Consider the following 23,989-nt stretch of genomic DNA (forward strand, 5'->3'; position numbering starts at 1 on the left):
CGCGAGTCACGAATCATGAATTACCAATCACCAGATTCGGAGAGTAAGGCATGGCAGTGAAGGTCGGGATCAACGGCTACGGCCGCATCGGACGCAACGTGTTGCGCGCCCTCTACGAGGCCGGTCGCACCGACGAGATCGAGGTGGTGGCGATCAACGATCTCGGCGACGCCGAGACCAACGCCCACCTGACCCGCTACGACACCGCCCACGGCAAGTTCCCGGGCGAGGTCTCGGTCGAGGGCGAGCACCTGGTGGTCAACGGCGACCGGATCAAGGTGCTGGCCGAGCGCGATCCGGCCCGGCTGCCCTGGGGCGAGCTCGGCGTGGAGATCGTGCTCGAGTGCACCGGCCTGTTCGCCTCCCGCGACAAGGCGGCCGCGCACCTCAAGGGCGGCGCCAAGAAGGTGGTGATCTCGGCCCCGGCCGGCAGCGACCTGCCGACCATCGTCTACGGCGTGAACCACGACAGCCTGACCGCCGACGACGACGTGGTCTCCAACGCCTCCTGCACCACCAACTGCCTGGCGCCCCTGGTCAAGCCGCTGCACGACGCCATCGGCATCGAGCACGGCCTGATGAACACGGTGCACGCCTACACCAACGACCAGGTGCTCACCGACGTCTACCACAAGGACCTGCGCCGGGCCCGCTCCGCGACCCACAGCATGATCCCGACCAAGACCGGCGCCGCGGCCGCGGTCGGGCTGGTGCTGCCGGACCTCAACGGCAAGCTCGACGGCTTCGCCGTGCGCGTGCCCACGATCAACGTGTCCATGGTGGATTTGACGTTCACCGCGTCGCGCGCCACCACGGCCGACGAGGTCAACCAGGTGCTCAAGAGCGCCTCCGAGGGCGAGCTCAAGGGCGTTCTCAACTACTGCCAGGACCCGTTGGTCTCGGTCGACTTCAACCACGACCCCGCCTCGTCGACGGTGGATTCGCTGCTGACCAAGGTGGTCGGCGACCGCCTGGTGAAGGTCTGCGCCTGGTACGACAACGAGTGGGGCTTCTCCAACCGCATGCTCGACACCACGCTGGCCCTGGCGCGGGCGTGATTCGGTAGGGGGAAACGGGAAACGGAAGACGGAAGACGGAAGACGCAAACATTGAGGACGGACTTCACAGCGAGTCCGAGGACGTGGGATGGAGGCAGGGATGCGTCGTCATCACGACCTGGATGTATGGCGGGAAAGTCGTCGTTTGGTAAAACGGGTGTACCTCCTGACGGCGACGTTTCCGGCCGATGAACGATTTGGATTGACAGCTCAGATTCGACGGGCTGCTGTCAGCATACCCTCGAATATTGCGGAAGGAGCGGCCAGAAGCACCCGAAGGGATTTTGCGAACTTCGTGCGCATTGCCCGCGGTTCCTTATCCGAGCTGGAGACACAAATCCTGTTGGCCAGGGACTTGGGCCTATGTTCACCGGACAGCGAGCTGGACGGTGAACTGGAGCGATTGTTCGCCAAGCTGAACAACTTGTTACGCGTCCTGACGAGAGAGCCATTCAGGTAGGATTCACGGCTGCGTTTCCCGTTTTCCGTCTTCCGTTTCACAGCCTGCCAGTGGCGCTGGAGCTTCGCGCGCCGGCCCGGGCAGGCCGCCAGAGACATGACCCGGAGCAACCAACCATGACCGAACACGCGGGCGTTCACGACCAGAAGCGGCTGCGGCCGCAGACACTGCCGTTCCTGGAGATGGACGACGTGGACCTGGCCGGCAAGCGGGTCCTGATCCGGCAGGATCTCAACGTGCCCTACGCCGACGGCCGGGTCAGCTCGGCCGGGCGCCTGCGGGCCTCGGTGCCGACGCTCCGGAAGGCGCTGGATGCCGGTGCGGCGGTGATGGTCATGTCGCACCTGGGCCGTCCCAAGGAGGGCGCGCCCGACCGCGAGCACAGCCTGGCCCCGGTGGCGGAGTACCTGGGCGGCCTGCTCGGGCGCGACGTGCCGTTGGTTGCCGACTGGCTGGACGGCGTGGACGTCGAGCCGGGCCAGATCGTGATGTGCGAGAACGTGCGCTTCAACGTCGGCGAGAAGGCCAACGACGAGGTGCTGGCGCGCCGCATGGCCGATCTCTGCGACGTTTTCGTGATGGACGCCTTCGGCACCGCCCATCGCGCTCAGGCCTCGACCGAGGGCGTGGCGCGCTATGCGCCCGTCGCCTGCGCCGGTCCGCTCCTGGCGGCCGAGGTCGAGGCCCTGACCGCGGCGCTGGAAGAGCCCAAACGGCCGATGGTGGTGATCGTGGGCGGCTCCAAGGTCTCCACCAAGCTGGAGCTGCTGGAAAACCTGGCGCATGTCGCCGACGAACTGATCGTCGGCGGCGGTATCGCCAACACCTTCCTGGCGGCCGCCGGCTACGATGTCGGCGCCTCGCTCTACGAACGCGACCTGGTGGGCGCCGCGCGCCACGTCGATCGCGAGATCCGGGCGCGTGGCGGCGAGATTCCGTTGCCGCGCGATGTGGTCTGCGCCACCGAGGTCTCGCCCGAGGCGCACCCCGAGATCCGGCCGGTGGAGGACGTCGAGCGCGACGAGATGATCCTGGACTTCGGCCCCGCCTCGTCCGACCGTATCGCGGCCCTGCTGCGCAATGCCGGCACCATCCTCTGGAACGGCCCGCTCGGCGTGTTCGAGATCGAGCAGTTCGGGGCCGGCACCAAGGCGCTGGCCGAGGCCGTGGCCGAGAGCGAGGCCTTCTCGATTGCCGGCGGTGGCGATACCCTGGCCGCGATCGAGAAGTTCGAGGTCGAGGATCGCATCTCGTACATCTCCACCGGCGGTGGCGCCTTCCTGGAGTTCCTGGAGGGCAAGACCCTGCCCGCCATCGCCGCGCTCGAACAACGCGCTGCGGACAAGAGATAACCACAGAGACACAGAGGCACAGAGCAAGAAGGCTTGTGATTTAAAGTCATGAATAGGGGATCAGTAAATCCCCCGTCTTCAGGCGGTAATTTCTTGGTTCCTTCTCCCCTGAGGGGAGAAGGTCAGGATGAGGGGTTGGTGATGCTGTCCCCCTCACCCTACCCTCTCCCCGGAGGGGAGAGGGAAAGTCGGCCGTAGGGCCGACCGATCCGGCTTTGAGCCGTAACCTGAAGCCACCGGCTTTAGCCGGTGGAGTATTCGTAACCAAGAAGAATTGAAAGTCTCTGTGACTCCGTGCCTCTGTGGTTTTTCTTTTCAATGAGATAATGACTATGCGATTCGAAGGCACCGACAAGTACGTAGCGACCGACGACCTCAAGATGGCGGTCAACGCCGCCGCCACACTGCAGCGCCCGCTGCTGATCAAGGGCGAGCCGGGCACGGGCAAGACCCTGCTGGCGCAGGAAGTCGCGGCGGCCCTGGGTAAGCCCTTCTTCGAGTGGCACATCAAGTCCACCACCAAGGCGCAGCAGGGCCTGTACGAGTACGATGCGGTCTCGCGCCTGCGCGATTCCCAGCTCGGCGACGACAAGGTCCACGACATCGCCAACTACATCCTGCGCGGTCCGCTCTGGGAATGCTTCGAGAGCGACGAGCAGCCGGTGCTGCTGATCGACGAGATCGACAAGGCCGACATCGAATTCCCCAACGATCTCCTGCGCGAGATCGACCGCATGGAGTTCTACGTCTACGAGACCCGCAAGACGGTCAAGGCCAAGCACCGTCCGATCATCGTGATCACCTCGAACAACGAGAAGGAGCTGCCGGACGCCTTCCTGCGCCGCTGCTTCTTCCACTACATCGCCTTCCCGGACAAGGACACGATGCAGGCGATCGTCGATGTCCATTTCCCGGACATCAAGAAGGAACTTCTCAAGGAGGCGATGGAGCTGTTCTACGACCTGCGCGAGGTGCCGGGCCTCAAGAAGAAGCCCTCCACCTCCGAGCTGCTGGACTGGCTCAAGCTGCTGCTGGCCGAGGACATCCCGGCCGACGCCCTGCGTTCCTCCGATGTGCGCCAGAGTTTGCCGCCGCTCTACGGTGCCCTGCTCAAGAACGAGCAGGACGTGCACATGTTCGAACGCCTCGCCTTCATGTCGCGGCGTCAATAAGACAGACTAACCACAGAGACACAGAGCACACAAAGGTAAGCTGAAATAATCGCAGGAACCTGCCGGAGAGGCGGTACTCCCGGCTCTTGCCGATGCGCTTGGCCTTCTTTGAGTCTTTATGCATTTAATGTTTTTCTGCTCTGTGTTCTCTGTGCCTCTGTGGTTTATTGAATCATGCTGATCGAGTTTTTCTACGAGCTGCGCGAGTACGGACTCAAGCCGTCCGTCACCGAGTTCCTGACGCTGCTGGAGGCGCTGGACAAGCGGGTGGCCGTGTGCAGCGTGGAGGACTTCTACTACCTGTCCCGCGCCACGCTGGTGAAGGACGAGACCCAGTTCGATCGTTTCGATCGCATCTTCAGCCGCTACTTCAAGGGTATCGAGGAGGCCACCGAAGGTCTGCTCGACGATATCCCCGACGAGTGGCTCGCCAAGATGGCGCAACTCGAGCTCACCGAGGAGCAGAAAAAGCAGATCGAGGCCATGGGCGGCTGGGACAAGCTCATGGAAACGCTGAAGAAGCGCCTGGAGGAGCAGAAGGAGCGCCACGAGGGCGGCAACAAGTGGATCGGCACCGCCGGCACCTCGCCGTTCGGGGCCTACGGCTACAACCCCGAGGGTATCCGCATCGGCCAGGAGGGCTCGCGCAACCGCTCCGCGGTCAAGGTCTGGGACAAGCGCGAGTTCCGCAACCTCGACGACTCGCGCGAGCTCGGCACCCGCAACATCAAGATGGCGCTGCGCAAGCTGCGGCGCTTCGCCCGCGAGGGCGCGGCCGAGGAGCTGGACCTGGACAACACCATCCGCTCCACCGCCAAGAACGCCGGCTATCTCGACCTGAAGATGCGTCCCGAGCGGCACAACGCGGTCAAGGTGCTGCTGTTCTTCGACGTGGGCGGCTCCATGGACCCGCACGTGCGCGTCTGCGAGGAGTTGTTCTCCGCCGCCCGCACCGAGTTCAAGCACCTTGAGTACTTCTACTTCCACAACTTCCTCTACGAGGGCGTGTGGAAGGACAACAACCGCCGGCACTCGGAGAAGATCCCCACCTTCGACGTGCTGCACAAGTACCCGGCCGACTACAAGGTGGTGATCGTCGGCGACGCCACCATGAGCCCCTACGAGATCGCCTATCCCGGCGGCAGCGTCGAGCACTGGAACGAGGAGGCCGGCGCCGTCTGGCTGCAGCGCCTGCTGGACGTCTACCCCAAGGCCGTCTGGCTCAACCCCGAGCCCGAGAAGCACTGGGAGTACACCCCCTCCATCGAGATGACCCGCGAGCTCATGGGCGACCGCATGTACCCCATGACCCTCGCCGGTCTCGAGCGTGGCATCGAATACCTGAGCCGCTGAAGTCCGAACTGGGTTGATTAACCACAGAGACACAGGGCACACAGAGAAACCGGGAAGAGTGCAAGACGGAGTAACTTCAAGACACTCCGTGCTCTCTGTGCCTCTGTGGTTTCATTTTCATCCTTCCGAATTTTAGCTGCTAAGCTACGGCGCGCCGTAACGGCGATTCAAAAACAACATTCGGAGGAAGGGAGATGAACGCATCACTCGCGAGTCTTGTGGGGTTTGCCGCGCTCACGCTGCTGCCCATCGTGATCTTCACCGCCTATCGCGGCGTCCTGGTCCTGACCGGCCAGCGGCGGGCGGATGACTGGACGCGCGGCCGCGCCGTGGCCGATCCGGGCGTGATCAAGCGCATCGGCGACGCGCACGCCAACTGCCTGGAGATGCTGCCGGTGTTCGCGGCGGTGATCCTGGCGGCCGAGGTCGCGGGGGCCGGCGAGATCACGCGAGCTCTGGCGCCGTGGTTCCTGCTCGCGCGGGTCGGACAGTTCGTGTCGCACGCGATCGCGGTGAACCATTGGATGGTGTTCCTGGTCCGGTTCCCGCTGTTCCTGATCCAGGTCGTGATCCTGTTCTGGTGGCTATGGCAACTCGCCGGACTGATCTGATCGCGCGGCCGACGGAGCCGGGCGGGCGGCGCATGCCGTCCGCCCGGTCCGGACCATGATCCGGGCCGTGGCGCTGGCCGTGGCCACGGCGGCCGGTGTGCTGCTGCTTCTGCTGTTGGCCGCCAATGCCTGGGTGATCGGCGCCGCCCGGGAACACGTCTACGACGATATCCAACGCCTGCCGGTCAACGAGGTCGGGCTGGTGCTGGGCACCAGTCCCTACACCCGCCGCGGCAACCGCAACCTGTTGTTCCGGCATCGCATGCGGGCCGCGGCCGAGCTCTACGATGCCGGCAAGGTCCGCCATCTGTTGTTGTCGGGGGCCAACCCGGACGAGACCTACAACGAACCGCGCAAGATGTACCAGGCTCTGGTGGCGTTGGGCGTGCCGCCGGAGGCCATGACCTTCGATTTCGCCGGCTTCCGCACCCTGGATTCGGTGGTGCGCGCCCGGGAGATATTCGGCCTGGAACGGGTCACGGTGATCTCCCAGCGCTTCCACAATTACCGGGCGGTGTTCATCGCCCGGCGCCGCGGCCTGGAAGCCGTGGCCTACACCCGCCCCGAGGAGGACCCGCGGCAGCCGCTGCGCACCGAGGCGCGGGAGTATCTGGCCCGCGGCAAGGCGGTGCTGGACCTGTTTGTGTTGTTCAAGCGGCCGAAGTACCTGGGCGAGCGCCGCAGCATCGATTCCGACGCGGCGCCGCCGCCGCTGCCGGACAAGAAAAAGGGCGGGCCCGAGGGCCCGCCCGATACCGGTCCGCGTTGAGCGGGGGTCAGAAAGTGTAGCGCACGAACAGGTTCGCGAAGTCGCGGTCCTCGCGGAAGTTGTTGGTGAGTTCGCCCTTCTCGCGTTGGCAGGGCACCGCCAACAGGGTATCTAGGCCGCAGGTCGGCGTTTGGCTCAGGGTCGAGTGCTCGCCGCCCCAGAACACGGTGTAGCCGCCGCCGAACTCCAGGTTGCTCAGATACTCCACCGTCACGTTGAAGCCCAGAAGCTTGCTCTCCTCGGTGAAGTTGCCGAGCGGCGAGGGGGTAGTGCCGTCCACGTCGTGGAAGAAGCGCAGGCTGGGTACCACGTTCACGATGTTGAAGACGTTGTTGTAGCGCATGGAGGCCAGCAGGCGGTAGCCCCAGGACAGGTCGTCGCCGTAAGCGCGGCGGTCTTGGGCCGGCATGCTGACGGCGGTGGCGGCCTCGATCAGGTTGGGCGCGTAGTCGCCCGAGCCGCCGAAGGGCAGGTCGCCGGTGCTGGGCAGGTCTTCGACGTAGGTCGCGGCGAATTCGCCCACCAGCACCATCTGGTTGGCGCCCAGGACGTTGATGAAGTCGCCCGGTCCCATGACCTTGGTGAAGCTGACGTCCGCCTGGTGGACGTCGAAGCGGTCGTAGCCCTCGAATCGGGTGTCCGGCTCGAACTCGGCGAATTCACTGCGGCAGACGCTGGTGATACAGCCGTCACCAGTGGAGAACAAGATGGGAGCGAATGCGTCATCCAGACCCAGGGCGAACATGATCAGCTCGGGACCGGCGATGTTCAGCGGCTGGTCCCTCTTGACGCTGTACTCGCCCTGCAGGGCGACGCCCAGGAAATCGCTGTAGGTGTTGAAGCTGATGCCGTACAGGTCGATCCGTTCGGGGTACACGAGTTGGTAGTTGCCCGAAGTGCCCTGGCCGATGCAGGCGGGAGTGCCGGGCGTGCAAGGGAGGCCGGGTGTGGTGGGCACGCCGGGCAGCGGAGCGACCCTGCCTTCCGAGACTGTCCGACCGGCAAACAGCGGCAGGCGGCTGTTGTAGCGCATGGCATACAGTGACAGCTCCATGTTGTTGAGCTGCGGGATGTAGAAGCTCAAGCGGCCGCCGAACTGGTTGTAGTCGTCCGGCTCGTCCGCCGCCGCCCGCGGGAAGGTGCCGCCGGTGGCGCCGCAGCTCGGGGACATGCCGGTGAACTGTGAAGGCAGGTTCTCGTCGCAACGGCCGAATGAGAGCATGGCGTCTTGCGCGCCGGGGGTCACCAGGTCGTTGGTGGAGAAGAACGTGCCGGTGGCGTAGGGGATGGAGCTTTCGTGCTCGAGTTGCCAGAAGCCCTCGAAGGCGATGTTGCGGGTGATGTCGAAGCTGAACCAGGCCATCGAGGTCGGGATGAAGATCTCCTTCACCTCGGCGCCGGGATAGGCGCGGTTGGCGTTGGCCGCGATGATGCTGTTGATGCCGTTCTGGACGAAGGTGGATTCGCCCCAGTTCAGCACCTGCTTGCCGATCTTGAAGGCGACATTGCGGTCGAACAGCTCGAAGCGGCCGAAGACGTAGGCGTCGTAGAGCTCGGCGTTGTCCGCGACCTCGTTGGTAATCTCGTCGTTCTTGCGGCGGAGATCGGCGTAGGAGCGGGTGCGCCCGGGGCCATAGTCGCCCGAGTCCGCGAAGTTGTCGTGGATCAGGCGCGGGTCCCAGAGGTAGCTGGGACGCAGGAACACGCCGAAATCGCCCTGCTGGACGGTGATGTCGCTGATGATGCCGACGCGGCTATAGAAGAAGTCCCACTTGTCGTAGTTCAGGTTGCCGTCGTCGCCGTTGACCGAGAACACGCCCCGGTCGGTGTTGGCGGCGTTGACGCCGGTGTCGAGGTTGTTGGCCTTGCCCACCAGATTGCTGTCTCGGCTGCTGGTGCGCACGCCGGTGGTCGCCGACACCGCGGTCTCGATGCTGATGTCCAGTTCGTCGAACTGGAAGTCCAGCGCCTGTGCCGGGATCGCGGCCCCCAAGAGTGCGCCGGCGCCGCAGTAGGCGGCCGCCCGGCGGATGATGCTGCGAAACTCCATGGTCTCTGCTCCTCTAGAGTCTTTTAATACCGGTGTATCTGCTGTGTCGCCGGTGCCGGCTTACTTCACGGACATCCGCTGCACGTTGCGCGGATTGAAGTGGCTCGGGTCGAAATCCATGTCGTGGCGGATCTCGAACGAGTCGTTGTTCATGCCCATGAGCAGATAACGGTCCGAGAACAGGTCGTACTGGGCCTCCATCACGGGCTGCTGGTAATGCTGCCCGTAGTTCTGGATGGTGTGGCCTTCCATCACGCGCCAGAGGTTGCCCCGGGCGTCGTAGTGGTCGGCAGCCGAGATGTGCCAGCTGTCCTCGTCGATGTAGAACACCCGCTTGTTGTAGATGTGCGAGGTGCCGGGCTTGACGTTGCCCTCCACGACCCAGACGCGGTGCAGTTCATAGCGCGTCAGGTCCTGGTTGACGTGGTCCTTGCCCACGATCTTGTCGTAGTCGGTCTCGTTGTGCACCGCGTAGCTGTTGTAGGGGATGTAGATTTCCTTCTGGCCCAGTACCTTCCACTCGTAGCGGTCGGTGGCGCCGTTGAACATGTCGAGCTGGTCGTTGGTGCGCAGGCCGTCGGAGGCAGTGCCGGGATTGTCGTAGGCCACGTTCGGGGCGCGCCGGATGCGCCGCTGTCCGGGGTTGTAGGTCCAGGCGACGCGCGGTTCCTGGACCTGGTCGATGGTCTCGTGGACCAGCAGGATGGTGCCGGCCAGACGCGGCGGCTCGCGCACGATCTGCAGGAAGTAGATGGCGATGTTGTGCAGATCCTCCGGTTCGATGCCCTGGCGGTTGTAGTTGAACCACACGTCCTGCTGCAGCTTGTTGAGGCTCATGTCGCCGCCGGGCGTGGTCGTGATCTGGGTGTTGATGCCCTGCACCGCGATCCCGCGGAAGCGCAGCTTGTGGTTCCAGATCATGGCCTTGGCGGGATTGCTCGTGGCCTTCGGGAACGGGAAGGGGATGCCGCCGGTGGCGCCCGCGACGCCCTCGCCGTCGTGCACCAGCTCGCCCGTGACCGCGTTCTCGCGGATCTTGTCGTAGACCCACTGCGGCTTGGCCACGGTACGGCGGGTCTCGTAGACCGGCATCTTGTAGGTCTCGGGCCACTTCTCGAACAGGGCGATCTGGCCCGGCGTCAGGTGCTTCCGGTATTGATCCATGTTGTCCGCGGTGATCACGAACTTGGGCTCGTCGTCCGGGAAGGCCTCGATGTAGCGGTTGCCCGGGCCCTGCCAGGCGGCCGGTGCCTCGGTGAGACCGCCGTCCCAGGCGGGGATGGTGCCCTCGGCGTTACCCGCCTTGGTCGCGCCCAGCGGGGTCAGTTCCTGGCCGAGGCGTTTGGCCTGGTCCTGGGAGACACCCGCGAGGGCACCGGCGGAAAACAGGCAGAGGGCAGCGGTGAATACGCTGTTGCGAAGGGTCATATCTCTCTCCACTCACACAGACCGATTAAAGGTCGACCGAGGCGGTGCGGGTCTTGTTTTGTGTCCTACCGTTGCCGGCCACGGGCAGCCGGTGCACCACCAGTTAATCTAGACATATTTCGCGGGTCGCGGCAGGATCGGCAATAGTAAAAATCACCTATAGTGCCTCCGCCCCGTCCCGACCCTGTATGTATCGGCGGTATCGCGGGGGGGTTGAGGGCTGTGGACGTGTCAGGCCGCCTTCGCTATGTTGGCGGAGCCCAACGAATAAAAGCCAGGGATGACCGTATGGAGGAGACGGGCCCGATCAACAGCGTCAACGCGCTGGTCTGGAAGGTCTACTGGTCGGCCCTGAACGTGCCCCTGCCGGATTTCCGCGAGAGCACGCTGTCGGACCTGGGCCGTCTGATCCCCTTCGATGCCGCGCTCTGGGGCACCGGCGAGGTCGACGCCGACCGTTTCCACAGTCTCACCCTGGTCGGCCTCAACCGCCGTTTCTCGCGGACCCTGGAGCGGACCAAGGACATCAATCCCATGTTCGAGGCGCTGGTGCGCCGGCCGAACACCGCCGTGGATGTCGCCGACCTGATCCCCGACGACCGGTTCTACCGCTGCGACATCTATCGCCGCATCTGCGAGCCGTTCAACATCCAGCGGGTGTTGGGCACCAGCTACCGCGATCCCCGCACCGGCCTGTACGGGCTGGTGGTGCTGTTCCGCTTCGACCGCGCGCGCCGATTCTCGTCCGGGGAGCGCGAGCGTCAGCAGCATGCGGTCTATCACCTGATGCAGGCGATGTCGCTCGGGTATTCGGTACACCTGGGACGGGTCGGCGGCGCCGCCGGCCGCGGCGGGGCCGCCGTGTGCGATCGCTTCGGCGTCTGCCACGACGCCCAGCCCGCCTTTCGCGACCTGCTGGAGTCTCGGTACGGGCCCTGGGAGGGCACGCGGCTGCCGTTCCCGGTGCCGGACCCGGCCGCGCATGCCGCGGCCCGGCATCGCGGCCTGCGGGTCATCGCCGAGCCCGTCGGCGACCTGTTCTGCGTGCAGCTCTGGCCGGAAGGTCCCATGGACCGCCTCACCGACCGCGAGCGCCAGATCGTGACGTCGGTCTGCCGGGGGTTGAGCTACAAGGAGGTGGCGCGGCCGTTGGGTATCGCCCCCTCGACCGTCTCCAATCACCTGTACCGGGTCTACGGCAAGCTGGGCGTGACCAGCCGCACCGAGCTGGCCAAGCTCGTCGGCCGCCAGTAGCGGGCGCCCGGCGGTGTTCGGCCGCCGGCGGGCGACGGGACGCCGCCTCAGGCCTCTTCGGCCTTTTTCCGTTTGCGTCGCGGCTTGCGGGCGGTCTTCTTGGCGCTGCCCTGCGCCGCCGCGTCCTTGCGCGCGCTGGTGCTGCGACCGGCCCGCAGCTCGGTGGCATCGAAATCGTCCACCCGGATCACCGCCATCAGGCGTTCGTACAGCGCGCGCAGGCGCTCCGCCTCGGCCTCGTCGAGCACGCCGGCCTCCAGCGCCTCCTCGATGCGTTCGCGCGGGTGGTCGCTGGCGACACGGCCCTTCTTGACCGCGTCCATCAGACGTTTCTCCAGGTCGCGGCAGTCGAGGACCATGCGCATGGTCGCGTCCAGCAGGCCGAGTCCGCCGTCGTCGGCGGAGTCCGGCACGTAACAGGTCTGCGTGAGCCGCCGGCGCGCCGCGCCCGGGGTCTGCAGGATCCCGGCCACGCGCGCGCCGGCCTTGTCGTCGGGACGGTGGGCCCGGCGGCCGACGGGGAAGATCAGGGCACGGGCCAGCCAGGCCACCGGCCGGGCGGGCAGGTTGCGCAGCACCCCGTCGAGCTGGGTCTCGATGCGGTGGAAGCAGTCCTCGCAGACCCAGTCCACCAGCGGCAGGTCCTCCGGGTGGCCGCCGTCGTCCTCGAAGCGCTTGATGGTGGCGCTGGCGATGTAGAGGTAGGCCAGCACGTCGCCCAGGCGGGCGGAGATGCTCTCGCGGAACTTGAGTTCGCCGCCGAGCACCGCCAGGGCGAGATCGCCCAGCAGCGCGAGGTTGGCGGCGTAGCGGTTCATGCGCTGGAGATGGCGGCGCGTGTCGCGCTCGCCGGGCGCGGCCGAGCCCCGGCCCTGGGTCACGCCGAGCACCAATGAACGCGCCGCCGCGGCGATGTCGTGGCCGACATGGCCGAAGAAGGCGTCGTCGAAGGCGTCCAGCCCGCGGCCGTCGTCCTCGTCGCGGGCGGCCTCCATCTCCTTCAGCACGTAGGGATGGCAGCGGATCGCGCCCTGACCGAAGATCATCATGCTGCGGGTGAGGATGTTGGCGCCCTCCACCGTGATCGCGATCGGCGCGCCCTGGTAGCCGCGCCCGATGTAGTTGGAGGGGCCGAGGCACACGCCCTTGCCGGCGTGCACGTCCATGGCGTCGATCGACACCTGGCGGGCCATGTCCGTGCAGTGGTACTTGGCGATCGCCGAGGGCACCGACGGCGTCTCGCCCAGATCGACGGCGTTGGCCGTGAAGCGGCGCACGGAGTCGGCCGCGTAGGCCAGTCCGCCGATGCGGGCCAGGGCCTCCTGGACGCCCTCGAAGGCGCCGATGTGGACGTTGAACTGGCGCCGGATACGGGCGTAGGCACCGGTGGCGAAGGCCGCGGCGGTCGCCGAGCCGCTGCTCATCGACGGCAGCGAGATCGAGCGGCCCACGGCCAGGCATTCCATCAGCATGCGCCAACCCTCGCCGGCCATCTCCGGGCCGCCGATGATGAAGTCCAGCGGCACGAACACCTCCTCGCCGCGGGTCGGTCCGTTCTGGAAGGGCGCGTTGAGCGGGAAGTGCCGGCGCCCGATCTCGACCCCGGGCGTGTCGGTCGGGATCAGGGCACAGGTCACGCCGATGTCTTCCCGGTCGCCGAGCAGGCCGTCCGGGTCGTACAGTTTGAAGGCCAGGCCCAGCACCGTGGCCACCGGCGCCAGGGTGATGTAGCGCTTGTCCCAGGTCAGGCGCATGCCCAGGATTTCCTTGCCGTTCCACTGGCCCCGGCAGACGACACCCTTGTCGGGGATGGCGCCGGCATCGGAGCCGGCGTGCGGGCTGGTCAGGGCGAAGCAGGGGATCTCGCGGCCGTCGGCCAGACGCGGCAGGTAGTGGTTCTTCTGCTCGTTCGTGCCGTAATGCAGCAGCAGTTCCGCCGGGCCCAGGGAATTGGGCACGGCCACGGTCGACCCGACCGTGATCGCGGCGGGACCGCTGCCGAGCTTGGCGAGCACGCAGGAGTGGGCGTAGGCGCCGAAGCCCAGGCCGCCGTACTCCTTGGGGATGATCATCCCGAAGAATCGGTTCTCCTTCAGGAAACGCCATGCCTCATCCGGCAGGTCGGCATCCTCGTGGGTGATCCGCCACTCGTCGCAGAGATCGATCAGTTGCTCGACCGGGCCGTCCAGGAAGGCCTGTTCCTCGGCGGAGAGCTCCGGCTCGGGGATCGCCGCCAGCCGGTGCCAGTCGGGGCGGCCCGAGAACAGCTCGCCCTCCCACCAGACCGTGCCGGCCTCCAGGGCGGTGCGCTCGGTGTCGGACAGGGGCGGCAGCACCCGGCGGAAGAAATCCCGGGCCGGCCGGGTCAGGTAGGTCTTGCGCCAGGCCTCGCGGTTGAGCGGCAGCGCCACGGCCGCGAACACTGCCCAGCAGAGCAGGCCCCAGCCCCAGCCGGGGCCGCTAAGGCTGTAGAGGACCAGCAGGGCGCCGACGCTGTAGGTGGCGGTGCGCAGGCTCGCGCGATGATAGGCCAGTGCGAGCAGGACGCCGGCGAAGATCGCGAACCAGATCAGGGCGGACATGGCGGCTCTCCCGATGCGCGGAATTTCGGCTTACCGCAAGAATAGGCGAGAGGGCGGGGGCTCGCAATCGAGGGATTGCCCGAGGGACGGCCCGGAAGCGCGCGTCAGACCTCGGTGTCCAGGAAACGCTCGATTTCGGCGACCGCGGTGCGCGGCTGCTCGTAGTGGATCATGTGGCCGCAGTCCGCCAGCGCGTGCTGGCGCAGGTCGCGGAAGCAGGCGCGGCGGCGGCGGTGCTCGTCGCCGCCGAGGGCGCGGCGGATGGCGGATTCCGCGCCGTCCAGGCAGAAGACCGGGCAGCGCACCCGTTTCCAGATCGCCATGGATTCGGCGGCGCGATACAACAGCGGTGTCCGCGTCAGGTGCCAGGGGTCCACGTACAGGGCCACCCTGCCGTCGTCGGTGCGATGGCCCCAGCACTCGGCGATGAAGCGGGCGCGATCGGCGTCCACGCGCGGGTTGCGGTGACGGATGCGCTCCGCCAGCGCCTCGAACGAGTGATAGAGCTTGCGCCGCGGCGGCGAGCGCTGCAGGTCCAGCCAGTGACGGTAGCGCTCGGGCAGTTCCTCGGGCGGTTGCTCGGGCACGTTGAGGGTGTCGAGGCAGACCAGGGCCGCCACCTTCTCCGGTCGCAGGCCGGCATACAGGCTCGCGGCCTGCCCGCCCATGCTGTGGCCCACCAGCGATACCGTCGTATCGGGGGCGTAATGCGCGACCAGGGCGTCGAGGTCGGCGAGATAGTCCGGGAACCAGTAGCCCTGGGGGGCGTGGTCGCTGTGGCCGTGCCCGCGCCAGTCGGGGGCGATCAGGTTGCGTTGCCCGGCGAAGGCCTCGGCCATCAGCGCGAAGGTGGCCGAATTGTCGAGGATGCCGTGCAGCAGGAACAGCGGCGGCGCGTCGCGCGGCCCCCAGCGGCGCACGTGGTAGCGCAGGCCGCGTATTTCCAGGTAGTCGGATTCGCCCAGGTTCATCGGCATCTCCCGGCGGTGGACCGGCCGGATCATAACAGGCGCCGCGCTATGTGCGGCACGGAACGGGGAGGGCTCAGGCCGTGGTCCGGAGTGGGGTGCCCGCTTGCGTCGCGTGTCGCCGGATCAGGCGGTGGATGAAGGCCAGCTTGTCCCAGGTCGGACGGTTGATGGCGAAGGGATAGGCGTCCGACAGGCCCATGCTGCGGTTGACCGCGTTGATGCCGACGGTGAGCGTGCTCCATTCCCGCATCATCCGGTCGAAGCCGTCCGGATCCCGGTGCCAGGGTACGGGCCGGGTGAAGCCGAACTCCCGCGCGGTGTCCAGGGTGTCGACGATATGCAGGTAATGGGCCCAGCACTCGGCCCAGTCCTCCCAGGGGTGGCAGGCGGCGTAGGCGCTGATGTAACGGTCCTCCCAGCCGCGCCGGGGGCCCTGTTCGTAGTGGGTGCGCAATGCCGCCGCATAGTCGGCGCGCTCGTCCCCGAACAGGTCGCGGAAGCTCGCCAGCCATTCGCCGCCGGCCACCAACAGACTCCAGTAGTAGTGTCCGATCTCGTGCCGGAAATGCCCGATCAGGGTGCGGTAGGACTCGCCGAGCTGTTCACGGATGCGGGTGCGGGCGACGTCGTCGGCCTCGGCGATGTTGATGGTGATCAGGCCGTTGAGATGGCCGGTGCTGACGGGGTTGCCGTCGTCCAGGGGGCGGGTGAACTCGGTGGCGGCGTCGCTGTCGGCGAGGAAGTCGAAGGCCAGGCCGGCCTCGGGATCGCGATCGCGGCCGATCACCGGCAACTCCAGCCGGTAGAGCGTGTACAGGAGATGGCGCTTGGCGGTCTCCAGGCGGTACCAGAGGGTGATGTGGCGCGGTTCGGCCAGATCGGGAATGGTGCGGTTGAGACGGCAGGCGCGGCACAGGTCGCCGTCGCTGTCGGCGGGTAGCAACCAGTTGCAGATGTCGTAGGCGACATCGTTGCGGCAGCGCCGGAAACCGCGGCCGCGCACCCGGCCCGCGTCGGGGACGTGCCAGACACCGTCGGCGCCCGGCTCCAGCGCGGTCATCGCGCCGGCGTCGGGGGAGAAGCCCACGCGCCGCCCGCAGCGCAGACAGCGGGTGTTACGGAAGAACAGGATGTGCCCGCACTGGCACTCGAAAGTCTGCATCGGGGTCAGTGTCCGAAATAACGCCGCTCGATGGTCGCGTTCAGCTTGGCCAGCTCGATCTGCAGCAGGTCCAGGAACTCGCTCAGGGCCACGCCGCCGATGTCGCGGAGATCGCGCTCCGCGGTCCGGTCCGCGAGGGTGCGCGCGCGGTCGCCGACCTCGCGGCTGTCGGGCAGGCGGTCGAGGCGCTGGTGCATGCGCATCAGGCAATACCGCACCGAGCGGGGGAACGCGGCGTCCTGGATCAGGAAGCGTACCACGGGCCGGGCCGCCACCCGTGTGCGCACGTGCCGCCGATACATCTGGTAGGCGCCGAGCGATTTCAGCACGCTCATCCATTGCACGGTCTGGAAGGGCACCAGGGCCTGGTCGGTCTCCGGCAGCAGGTCGCTGGTGCGCACGTCCAGTACCCGGGTGGTCATGTCGGCGCGCTCCAGGAGGGTGCCCAGGCGCAGGAAGTCGTAGGCGGCGTCACGGCTGATGCCGCTCTCCAGCCACCCGGCCACGAGCCGGCCGCCGGTGACCAGGCGCGAGACCACCTTCTGGCGCGAGACCCGGCGCTCGATCTCGGTGGCGCTGTCGCCGACATGGAGGTAGAGCGCGTTGACTTCCTCCCAGACCTCGCGCGGCACCAGGTCGCGGGCCGCGCGCAGGTTCTCCCGGGCCTGGGACAGCGCGGACACGATGGAGGCGGGATGCTCGCGCTCGATGATCAGGAAGCGCATCACCGCGGATTCCGAGGCCTGCGGGTAGCGGACGCTGAAATCGTCCTCGGCGCCGATGATCTCCACCAGCGGCTGCCAGTCGAAGGCGGTCTGGCGCGGCAGGTCCAGGAGCAGGTCGGTGGTCGCGGAAATCAGGCGCGCGGTGGTCTCGGCGCGTTCCAGGTAGCGCCCGGTCCAGTACAGGTTCTCGGCGACACGGGAGAGCACTACTCGGGCTCCTCGACGACCCAGGTGTCCTTGCTGCCGCCGCCCTGGGAGCTGTTGACCACCAGCGAGCCCTCGCGCAGGGCGACCCGGGTCAGGCCGCCCATGGTGGCGTAGCTGTCGCCGTCCGGGCGCGCGATCACGAACGGGCGCAGGTCCACGTGACGCGGCACGGGCGCGCCGTCGACCAGGGTCGGCGCGGTCGACAGGTTCAGGGTCGGCTGGGCAATGTAGTCGCGCGGCCGGGCGCGGATGTGCGCCGCGCAGCGTTCACGCTCGGCGGCGGTGGCGGCGGGACCGATCAGCAGCCCGTAGCCGCCGGACTCGTTGACCGGCTTGACCACGAGCTTGTCCAGGTTGGCCAGCACGTGCTCGCGCTCCTTGTCGTCCACGCAACGGTAGGAGGGGACGTTGGGCAGGATCGGCTCCTGGTCCAGGTAATAGCGGATCATGTCCGGGACATAGGTGTAGACCAGCTTGTCGTCGGCCACGCCCGCGCCGGGTGCGTTGGCCAGCACGACCTGTCCCCGCCGCCAGGCCTTCATCAGGCCGGGCACGCCCAGCAGCGAGTCCCGCCGGAACACGGTCGGGTCCAGGAAGGCGTCGTCCACGCGCCGATAGATCACGTCCACCCGCTGGGGGCCGTAGATGGTGCGCGCGAATACGCCGTCGTTGTCGGCCACCAGGTCGCCGCCCTGGACCAGTTCGGCCCCCATCTGGCCGGCCAGCCAGACATGCTCGAAATAGGCCGAGTTGTAAACGCCGGGCGTGAGCAGGGCGATGTTGGGCGCCGGGTCGTGACGGGGCGCCAGCGCCGAGAGGGCGTCCAGCAGCTCGCCGGGATAGTCGTCCACCGGCAGGATCGACTGCGCCGCGAATACCTCCGGGAACACACGCTTGCTCACCAGGCGGTTCTCGACCATGTAGGACACGCCCGAGGGCACCCGCAGGTTGTCTTCCAGGACCAGGAAACGGCCGCTGTCGTCGCGCACCAGATCGGAGCCGCAGATGTGGGCCCAGATACCGCCCGGCGGCGTCATGCCCCGGCACTCCGGACGGAAGTTGCGCGATTCCGCCAGCAGGGCCTCCGGCACCACGCCGTCGCGGACGATATGCCGCTCGTTGTAGACGTCCTGGATGAAACGGTTGAGGGCATCGAGCCGTTGCACCAGTCCGGTGCGCACGGTGCGCCATTCGCGCTCCGGAATGATCCGGGGCAGGATGTCGAACGGCCAGGCGCGGTCGATCGCGCCGCCCTCGGCATAGACCGTGAACGTGATCCCCATGCCCTTGATCGAGAGGTCCGCGGCGATGCGCCGTGCCGCGAGCTCGTCGCGTCCGAGCGCCTCCATCTGTGCCACCAGCGGCGCCCCGAACGGCCGCGCGCGGCCGTCCGCGGTGAACAGCTCGTCGTAGCCGCCGTCGGCGCGATAGCCGCGCCAGAAGTCGCTCATGGCCGTGCCCCCTTCGTCGCGGGGCGGCGTGGGGGCCGGCCGGGCCCGGTCCTGTCTCGTCGATCGTTCATCTCGGCAATCCTTCAGCAAGAATCGGGCCGCCATGTGGCGCCGACGGGCGCGGCAGCCGTGTTAATATCCGCGCCCATGCCACCACCGCAAACGGCAACCCCCGCCGGAACCTCCGCCGTGGCCTTCAAGGGCCGCATGTTGACGCTCACGGTCCTGGCCGTCGGCAGCGACGATCCGGCGGCGGTGGCGGAAGCCCTGGACGCCCAGATCGCGCGTTCGCCGGATTTCTTCCGGCGCATGCCCGTCCTGTTGGAGCTGGGGACGAGCCACCCGGCACTCACCGAGCTCGCGGGCATGCTGCGCGAGCGCGAGCTGGTGCCGGTGGCGGTGCTCGGCGGCGACGAGACGCGGGCGGCCGCGGCCCGCGCGGCGGGTCTGGGCGTGATCGACGACACCCGGGTGCCGCGCGAGAAACCGTCCGGCGGGGAACGGCGCGAGCGCACCCGCCTGATCGACCGGCCGGTGCGCTCCGGCCAGCAGATCTACGCCCGCGACGCCGACCTGGTGATCACGGCCGCGGTGAGCGAGGGGGCCGAGGTCCTGGCGGACGGGCACATCCATGTCTACGGCGCCCTGCGGGGGCGCGCGCTGGCCGGCGCCTCGGGCGACACCGGGGCGCGGATCTTCTGTCGGCGCTTCGAGGCCGACCTGGTCGCCGTCGCCGGCAATTACAAGGTGGCGGACGATATCGACGACGAGGCACGGGGAGCGGCCGTCCAGATCCGGCTGGACGAGGACGGCGTCTTGCACATCGACAAACTTTAGAGCCAGAGAGGGGAACGACTCGTGGCCAAGATCGTGGTAGTCACTTCCGGCAAGGGCGGCGTGGGCAAGACCACCACGGCGGCGTCCTTCGCCGTCGGCCTCGCCTTGCGCGGACACAAGACCGTCGTCATCGACTTCGACGTCGGCCTGCGCAACCTCGACCTGATCATGGGGTGCGAGCGCCGCGTGGTGTTCGATTTCGTCAACGTCATCAGCAAGGAGGCGAACCTGCGCCAGGCACTGATCCGCGACAAGCGGGTCGAGAACCTGTCGATCCTCGCCGCCTCCCAGACCCGCGACAAGGATGCCCTCACCGAGAGCGGCGTGGCGCGCGTGCTGGAGGAGCTGTCGCAGGAATTCGACTACATCGTCTGCGACTCGCCCGCCGGTATCGAGAAGGGCGCCCTGATGGCGATGTACTACGCCGACGAGGCGCTGGTGGTGACCAATCCCGAGGTCTCCTCGGTGCGTGATTCCGATCGCGTGCTGGGCATGCTCTCCTCGCGCACCAAGCGCGCGGAGGAGGGCGGCGAGCCGGTCAAGGAGCATCTCGTGGTGACCCGCTACGCGCCCGCGCGCGTGGGCAAGGGCGAGATGCTGTCGCTGGACGATGTCGGCGACATCCTGGCGATCCCCCTGCTGGGCGTGATCCCGGAATCGGAGACCGTCCTCAACGCCTCCAACGCCGGCCTGCCGGTGATCCTGGAGGAGGGCGCCGACGCCGGCGGCGCATACGCGGACCTGGTGGCCCGCTTCCTCGGCGAGGACCGCCCCCTGCGGTTCGTCGAGGCCAAGAAGGGTCTGTTCGGTCGACTGCTCGGGAGGGGCTGACATGGGTTGGCTCGACGTATTCCGCGGCCAGAAGAAGAACTCCGCCCAGCTCGCCAAGGAGCGCCTGCAGGTGGTGGTGGCCCATCGCCGCGGCGGCCGGGGCGACCATCCGGACTACTTCCCCAAGCTCCAGCGCGATCTGCTGCGGGTGCTGCGCAAGTACGTGCAGGTCGAGGACGATGCGGTCCAGATCGAGATCGAGCGCGACGGCGAGATGGAAGTCCTGGAACTCAACATCACGCTCCCGGAGCAGTCCCGGAACCAAGCCTGATGGCCGTTTCGTGTCTCGTGTGACCTGATCGCATCCGGCGTGCTCATGGAGGACCGACACGAAACATGAAACACGAGACAAGAAACGGGACAGCGGCGCGTGGCGCCGATGCCTTCGACTACGTCATCGTCGGCGGCGGTTCCGCCGGCTGCGTGCTGGCCAACCGCCTGAGCGCCGATCCCGGCAGCCGGGTATGCCTGCTGGAGGCCGGTCCGCGCGACTGGAACCCGTTCATCCGCATACCCGTCGGCGTGATCGCCCTGATGCGCAGCCGGTTGTTCAATTGGGGGTATTACACCGAGCCCCAGCCGCGCTTGAACGGACGCCGGCTGTTCTGGCCGCGCGGCAAGACCCTGGGCGGCTCGTCCTCGGTCAACGCCCAGTGCTACACCCGCGGCAACGCCGCCGACTACGACCATTGGGCCGAGCTGGGCAACCGCGGCTGGGGCTACCGCGACCTGCTGCCGTACTTCCGCAAGTCCGAGAACTATCTCGTCGGCGCGGAGAACGAATATCACGGCACCGGCGGCGGCTACACCGTCTCCAGCCTGCGCCACACCAACAAGCTGTCGCACGTGTTCCTGCGCGCGGCCGAGGCCTGCGGTTTTCCCCGCAACGACGACTTCAACGGGCCGTCCGAGGAGGGGTTCGGCTTCTACGACGTGGCCCAGCGCGACGGCCGCCGTTGCAGCAACGCCGACGCCTTCCTGCACCCGGTCGCCGACCGCCGCAACCTGGTCGTGCGCACGCGCGCCCGCGCCACCCGCCTGCTGTTCGAGGGCGACCGCGCGGTGGGGGTGGAATACCGTCGGGGCTGGCTCCGTCGCCGCCGGCGCGTGTATGCGACACGAGAGGTCATCCTGGCCGGCGGCGCCATCAACTCCCCGCAGCTACTGCTGTTGTCGGGCGTGGGCCCGCGCGAGGAACTGGCCCGGCACGATATCCCCGTGCGGCACGAGCTGCCGGGCGTGGGCCGCAACCTGCAGGATCACCTGGACATCAACGTGATCCGGCGCGAGCGCACGCGCGAGAGCCTGAACCTCGGTCCGCGCTGGCTGCTGCTCAAGGGCGTGCCCGCCCTGTTCGCCTATCTCCTGCGTCGCCGCGGTCCGCTGGCGAGCAATGTCGCCGAGTGCGGCGGTTTCGCCAAGCTGGATCCCGCGGACACGGTACCCAGCCTACAGTGCCACTTCATCGCCGCCATCGAGCAGGATCACGGCCACCGTCTCTGGAACACCTTCCGCTACCACGGCTACTCGCTGCGGGTCTGCGACCTGCGGCCGCTGTCGCGCGGCCACATCGGCCTCAACAGCGCCGATCCCACGGACGACGCCCGGATCGAGCCCAACTATCTCGCCGAGGAGCGCGACCTGGAAAACCTGGTGGCGGCGGTGAAGCTCGCGCGCCGCCTGCTGGCGGCGGCGCCCTTCGATCCGCACCGCGGCCCCGAGATGGAGCCCGGCGAGGACGTGCGCACGGACGACGAGATCCGCGCCTTCGTGCGCCAGCGCGCCGAGACCATCTACCACCCGGTGGGCACCTGCAAGATGGGTCACGATGACATGGCGGTGGTGGACGACCGCCTGCGGGTGCACGGCCTGCGCGGCCTGCGCGTGGTCGACGCCTCGATCATGCCGACCCTGGTCGGCGGCAACACCAACGCCCCGACCACGGCAATCGCCGAGAAGGGCTCGGAGATGATCCTTGAGGATAATGAAGGCTAACCACAGAGGCACAGAGGCACAGAGATAAAAAGCAGTAATCACAAGGGGGCAAAGCTTTTACTTCTTCACCTGCACCCCTTGTGCTCTTCGTGGCGACTTTCTTTTATTTTCTTTTTGAATCCTCTGTGACTCTGTGCCTCTGTGGTTCATTCTTCTTCAGGCAGATATTTCAGCCAGTCATGGCTGGTGTCGCCGAACGCCAGGAAGTAGGGGTTCAGCAGGCTGTCCTTGGTGTTGTAGCGCAGGCGCCGGCCCTCGATGTCGACGACATCGCCGCCGGCGGCGGCGAGCACGGCGTGGCCGGCCGCGGTGTCCCATTCCGAGGTCGGCCCCAGGCGCGGGTAGAAGTCGGCCTCGCCCTCGGCGATCACACAGAACTTCAGCGACGAGCCCATGACCACCGGCTCGTAGTCCGGCAGGCGTTCCAGCAGGGCGTCGACGTCGGGGCCGCGGTGCGAGCGCGAGACCAGCACGCGCGGCTTGTCGGTGTGTGCCACGACTGTGTGCAGGGGCTCCGGGGCCGCGCCGTCGGTGCGCTTGAAGGCGCCGTGGCCCACCGAGCCGTACCAACTCGCCCCCAGGTCGGGCGCGTGGACCACGCCCAGGACCGGCTCGCCGTCCTCGATCAGCGCGATATTGACCGTGAACTGGCCGTTGCGCTTGATGAATTCCTTGGTGCCGTCGAGCGGGTCGATCAGCCAGTAACGACGCCAGCCATGCCGGGTGGCGTAGGGCACCTCGCCGCCTTCCTCGGAGAGTCGCGGGATGTCGGGCGCGAGATCGGCCAGGCCGGCGTCGATCACGCGGTGGGCGGCCAGGTCGGCGGCGGTCAGCGGGCTGTCGTCGTCCTTGTGCGAGACGTCGAAGTCGTCGCCGCGGTAGATCGGCAGGATCGCCGCGCCGGCGTCCTCGGCGAGGGCGAGCACCGGTTCCAGCAGGTGGTCGTAATCGGGCATGGGCACGGTCGGGATGGATGGGGCGCTCATCATACCGTCCCGGTGTGGGCTATGCTCATGGCATGACGCACGTGGACTGGAACCGGGTCGACACCGTGCTGCTGGACATGGACGGCACGGTGCTGGACCTGCATTTCGACGACCGTTTCTGGCAGGGGCATCTGCCGCGCCGCTATGCCGAGCGCCACGGACTGGCGTTGTCCGAGGCCGAGCGCCGTCTGGCGCCGGTGTTCGCGGAGAACGCCGGCAGGCTCAATTGGTATTGCACGGATTTCTGGGGGCGGGTGACCGGTCTGGACCTGATCGCGCTCAAGCGCGAGATCGCCGAGCACATCCGGCCGTTGCCGGGTGCGTTGGGATTCCTGGATCGCATGGTGGCCGCGGGCCGGCCGATGTGGCTGGTCACCAACGCCCACCCGGACTCGGTCACCCTCAAGCTGGAGCGTACGGGCCTGGGGCCGCGCTTCGCGCGGGTGATCAGCTCGCACGACCTGGGCATGGCGAAGGAGGAGCCGGGTTTCTGGGATCGTCTGGCGGACCGGCATCCGGTGGACCTGTCGCGCGCCCTGTTCGTGGACGACAGTCCGGCGGTGGTCGCCGCCGCCCATGCCCACGGCATCGGCCAGGTGGTGGCCCTGTCGCGGCCGGATTCCCGCGGCGGCCGGCGGGAACACACTCACCGCCCCGCCGCGGAACGGCTGGCCGATCTGCTGCCGCCCGCGCGGTGATCGCCGTCTTCACCGCCGAATCAGCGGTAACCAATCA

At 67.4% G+C, this 23,989-nt stretch carries 21 protein-coding genes; 13 read left to right on the plus strand and 8 right to left on the minus strand.

Annotation, left to right across the window (positions count from 1 at the left end; genetic code table 11):
* Positions 1–50: 50 nt before the first annotated feature.
* The 7 genes from gap (at position 51) to PC39_RS01580 (ending at position 6,775) form a co-directional block, all read left to right on the plus strand.
* A complete protein-coding gene (gene gap, locus PC39_RS01550; RefSeq protein WP_353251599.1) occupies positions 51–1,058 on the plus strand; it encodes a type I glyceraldehyde-3-phosphate dehydrogenase in 1,008 nt (335 codons plus the stop codon).
* 100 nt (positions 1,059–1,158) lie between these two features.
* Positions 1,159–1,518: a four helix bundle protein gene (locus PC39_RS01555; RefSeq protein ID WP_353251600.1), complete on the plus strand. Its 360-nt coding sequence runs from the start codon at positions 1,159–1,161 to the stop codon at positions 1,516–1,518.
* Positions 1,519–1,685: 167 nt separating this feature from the next.
* Complete coding sequence (locus PC39_RS01560) at positions 1,686–2,870, plus strand: phosphoglycerate kinase (RefSeq protein WP_353251763.1); 1,185 nt, start codon at positions 1,686–1,688, stop codon at positions 2,868–2,870.
* Between the two features lie 326 nt (positions 2,871–3,196).
* Positions 3,197–4,042 carry an AAA family ATPase gene (locus PC39_RS01565; RefSeq protein ID WP_353251601.1) on the plus strand — a complete coding sequence of 282 codons (846 nt, stop codon included), beginning with the start codon at positions 3,197–3,199 and terminating at the stop codon, positions 4,040–4,042.
* Between the two features lie 174 nt (positions 4,043–4,216).
* Positions 4,217–5,395 (plus strand): vWA domain-containing protein, encoded by a 1,179-nt coding sequence (locus PC39_RS01570; RefSeq protein ID WP_353251602.1) that lies wholly within the window; start codon positions 4,217–4,219, stop codon positions 5,393–5,395.
* Between the two features lie 194 nt (positions 5,396–5,589).
* Complete coding sequence (locus tag PC39_RS01575) at positions 5,590–6,006, plus strand: MAPEG family protein (protein ID WP_353251603.1); 417 nt, start codon at positions 5,590–5,592, stop codon at positions 6,004–6,006.
* Between the two features lie 55 nt (positions 6,007–6,061).
* Positions 6,062–6,775: a SanA/YdcF family protein gene (locus PC39_RS01580; RefSeq protein ID WP_353251604.1), complete on the plus strand. Its 714-nt coding sequence runs from the start codon at positions 6,062–6,064 to the stop codon at positions 6,773–6,775.
* A gap of 7 nt (positions 6,776–6,782) precedes the next feature.
* Here PC39_RS01580 and PC39_RS01585 read toward each other — a convergent pair whose 3' ends face one another.
* Both PC39_RS01585 and PC39_RS01590 read right to left on the minus strand, forming a co-directional pair.
* Positions 6,783–8,825, minus strand: a complete 2,043-nt coding sequence (locus tag PC39_RS01585) for a DUF1302 domain-containing protein (protein ID WP_353251605.1) — start codon at positions 8,823–8,825, stop codon at positions 6,783–6,785.
* A 60-nt stretch (positions 8,826–8,885) separates the two neighbouring features.
* Positions 8,886–10,253 carry a DUF1329 domain-containing protein gene (locus PC39_RS01590; RefSeq protein ID WP_353251606.1) on the minus strand — a complete coding sequence of 456 codons (1,368 nt, stop codon included), beginning with the start codon at positions 10,251–10,253 and terminating at the stop codon, positions 8,886–8,888.
* A gap of 288 nt (positions 10,254–10,541) precedes the next feature.
* Between PC39_RS01590 and PC39_RS01595 the strand changes: the two genes are divergently transcribed.
* On the plus strand, positions 10,542–11,507 hold the full coding sequence (locus tag PC39_RS01595; RefSeq protein ID WP_353251607.1) for a helix-turn-helix transcriptional regulator: 966 nt from the start codon (positions 10,542–10,544) through the stop codon (positions 11,505–11,507).
* Between the two features lie 47 nt (positions 11,508–11,554).
* Here PC39_RS01595 and PC39_RS01600 read toward each other — a convergent pair whose 3' ends face one another.
* The 5 genes from PC39_RS01600 to PC39_RS01620 all read right to left on the minus strand — a co-directional run bounded on the left by PC39_RS01600 (position 11,555) and on the right by PC39_RS01620 (position 18,605).
* Positions 11,555–14,089 carry an acyl-CoA dehydrogenase gene (locus tag PC39_RS01600; RefSeq protein ID WP_353251608.1) on the minus strand — a complete coding sequence of 845 codons (2,535 nt, stop codon included), beginning with the start codon at positions 14,087–14,089 and terminating at the stop codon, positions 11,555–11,557.
* A gap of 104 nt (positions 14,090–14,193) precedes the next feature.
* Complete coding sequence (locus PC39_RS01605; RefSeq protein ID WP_353251609.1) at positions 14,194–15,060, minus strand: alpha/beta fold hydrolase; 867 nt, start codon at positions 15,058–15,060, stop codon at positions 14,194–14,196.
* Between the two features lie 73 nt (positions 15,061–15,133).
* Positions 15,134–16,222, minus strand: coding sequence for a zinc-binding metallopeptidase family protein (locus PC39_RS01610; protein ID WP_353251610.1), 1,089 nt, complete (start codon positions 16,220–16,222; stop codon positions 15,134–15,136).
* A gap of 5 nt (positions 16,223–16,227) precedes the next feature.
* The gene (locus PC39_RS01615; protein ID WP_353251611.1) at positions 16,228–17,154 is read right to left on the minus strand and encodes an alpha-E domain-containing protein; all 927 of its coding nucleotides are present in this window, start codon (positions 17,152–17,154) and stop codon (positions 16,228–16,230) included.
* Positions 17,154–18,605 carry a circularly permuted type 2 ATP-grasp protein gene (locus PC39_RS01620; RefSeq protein WP_353251612.1) on the minus strand — a complete coding sequence of 484 codons (1,452 nt, stop codon included), beginning with the start codon at positions 18,603–18,605 and terminating at the stop codon, positions 17,154–17,156. The genes PC39_RS01615 and PC39_RS01620 overlap by 1 nt, the downstream gene beginning before the upstream one ends.
* A 189-nt stretch (positions 18,606–18,794) precedes the next feature.
* Between PC39_RS01620 and minC the strand changes: the two genes are divergently transcribed.
* The 4 genes from minC to PC39_RS01640 all read left to right on the plus strand — a co-directional run bounded on the left by minC (position 18,795) and on the right by PC39_RS01640 (position 22,268).
* Positions 18,795–19,442 (plus strand): septum site-determining protein MinC, encoded by a 648-nt coding sequence (gene minC, locus PC39_RS01625; protein WP_353251613.1) that lies wholly within the window; start codon positions 18,795–18,797, stop codon positions 19,440–19,442.
* A 21-nt stretch (positions 19,443–19,463) separates the two neighbouring features.
* Positions 19,464–20,273, plus strand: coding sequence for a septum site-determining protein MinD (gene minD, locus PC39_RS01630; protein ID WP_353251614.1), 810 nt, complete (start codon positions 19,464–19,466; stop codon positions 20,271–20,273).
* A gap of 1 nt (position 20,274) precedes the next feature.
* Positions 20,275–20,544 (plus strand): cell division topological specificity factor MinE, encoded by a 270-nt coding sequence (minE, locus tag PC39_RS01635; RefSeq protein WP_353251615.1) that lies wholly within the window; start codon positions 20,275–20,277, stop codon positions 20,542–20,544.
* Positions 20,545–20,609: 65 nt separating this feature from the next.
* On the plus strand, positions 20,610–22,268 hold the full coding sequence (locus tag PC39_RS01640) for a GMC family oxidoreductase (RefSeq protein ID WP_353251616.1): 1,659 nt from the start codon (positions 20,610–20,612) through the stop codon (positions 22,266–22,268).
* A gap of 146 nt (positions 22,269–22,414) precedes the next feature.
* Here the strand turns inward: PC39_RS01640 and cysQ are convergent, their stop codons facing one another.
* The gene (gene cysQ / locus PC39_RS01645) at positions 22,415–23,254 is read right to left on the minus strand and encodes a 3'(2'),5'-bisphosphate nucleotidase CysQ (protein ID WP_353251617.1); all 840 of its coding nucleotides are present in this window, start codon (positions 23,252–23,254) and stop codon (positions 22,415–22,417) included.
* Between the two features lie 32 nt (positions 23,255–23,286).
* On the opposite strand from cysQ, the gene PC39_RS01650 reads away from it, so the two are divergent.
* A complete protein-coding gene (locus PC39_RS01650) occupies positions 23,287–23,952 on the plus strand; it encodes an HAD-IA family hydrolase (RefSeq protein WP_353251618.1) in 666 nt (221 codons plus the stop codon).
* The last annotated feature ends 37 nt before the right edge of the window (positions 23,953–23,989 follow it).

The organism is Salinisphaera sp. PC39, assembly GCF_040361335.1.
Classification (GTDB): domain Bacteria; phylum Pseudomonadota; class Gammaproteobacteria; order Nevskiales; family Salinisphaeraceae; genus APNM01.

What these genes read in the sequence shown, in the direction of transcription:
- cysQ (WP_353251617.1), bottom strand. Translation starts at nt 23,254, where the DNA reads ATGAGCGCCCCATCCATCCCGACCGTGCCCATGCCCGATTACGACCAC.
- PC39_RS01620 (WP_353251612.1), bottom strand. Translation starts at nt 18,605, where the DNA reads ATGAGCGACTTCTGGCGCGGCTATCGCGCCGACGGCGGCTACGACGAG.
- PC39_RS01640 (WP_353251616.1), top strand. Translation starts at nt 20,610, where the DNA reads ATGAAACACGAGACAAGAAACGGGACAGCGGCGCGTGGCGCCGATGCC.
- PC39_RS01590 (WP_353251606.1), bottom strand. Translation starts at nt 10,253, where the DNA reads ATGACCCTTCGCAACAGCGTATTCACCGCTGCCCTCTGCCTGTTTTCC.
- gap (WP_353251599.1), top strand. Translation starts at nt 51, where the DNA reads ATGGCAGTGAAGGTCGGGATCAACGGCTACGGCCGCATCGGACGCAAC.
- PC39_RS01585 (WP_353251605.1), bottom strand. Translation starts at nt 8,825, where the DNA reads ATGGAGTTTCGCAGCATCATCCGCCGGGCGGCCGCCTACTGCGGCGCC.
- PC39_RS01650 (WP_353251618.1), top strand. Translation starts at nt 23,287, where the DNA reads ATGACGCACGTGGACTGGAACCGGGTCGACACCGTGCTGCTGGACATG.
- PC39_RS01610 (WP_353251610.1), bottom strand. Translation starts at nt 16,222, where the DNA reads ATGCAGACTTTCGAGTGCCAGTGCGGGCACATCCTGTTCTTCCGTAAC.
- PC39_RS01600 (WP_353251608.1), bottom strand. Translation starts at nt 14,089, where the DNA reads ATGTCCGCCCTGATCTGGTTCGCGATCTTCGCCGGCGTCCTGCTCGCA.
- PC39_RS01570 (WP_353251602.1), top strand. Translation starts at nt 4,217, where the DNA reads ATGCTGATCGAGTTTTTCTACGAGCTGCGCGAGTACGGACTCAAGCCG.
- minE (WP_353251615.1), top strand. Translation starts at nt 20,275, where the DNA reads ATGGGTTGGCTCGACGTATTCCGCGGCCAGAAGAAGAACTCCGCCCAG.
- PC39_RS01580 (WP_353251604.1), top strand. Translation starts at nt 6,062, where the DNA reads ATGATCCGGGCCGTGGCGCTGGCCGTGGCCACGGCGGCCGGTGTGCTG.
- PC39_RS01595 (WP_353251607.1), top strand. Translation starts at nt 10,542, where the DNA reads ATGGAGGAGACGGGCCCGATCAACAGCGTCAACGCGCTGGTCTGGAAG.
- PC39_RS01555 (WP_353251600.1), top strand. Translation starts at nt 1,159, where the DNA reads ATGCGTCGTCATCACGACCTGGATGTATGGCGGGAAAGTCGTCGTTTG.
- PC39_RS01575 (WP_353251603.1), top strand. Translation starts at nt 5,590, where the DNA reads ATGAACGCATCACTCGCGAGTCTTGTGGGGTTTGCCGCGCTCACGCTG.
- PC39_RS01605 (WP_353251609.1), bottom strand. Translation starts at nt 15,060, where the DNA reads ATGAACCTGGGCGAATCCGACTACCTGGAAATACGCGGCCTGCGCTAC.
- PC39_RS01565 (WP_353251601.1), top strand. Translation starts at nt 3,197, where the DNA reads ATGACTATGCGATTCGAAGGCACCGACAAGTACGTAGCGACCGACGAC.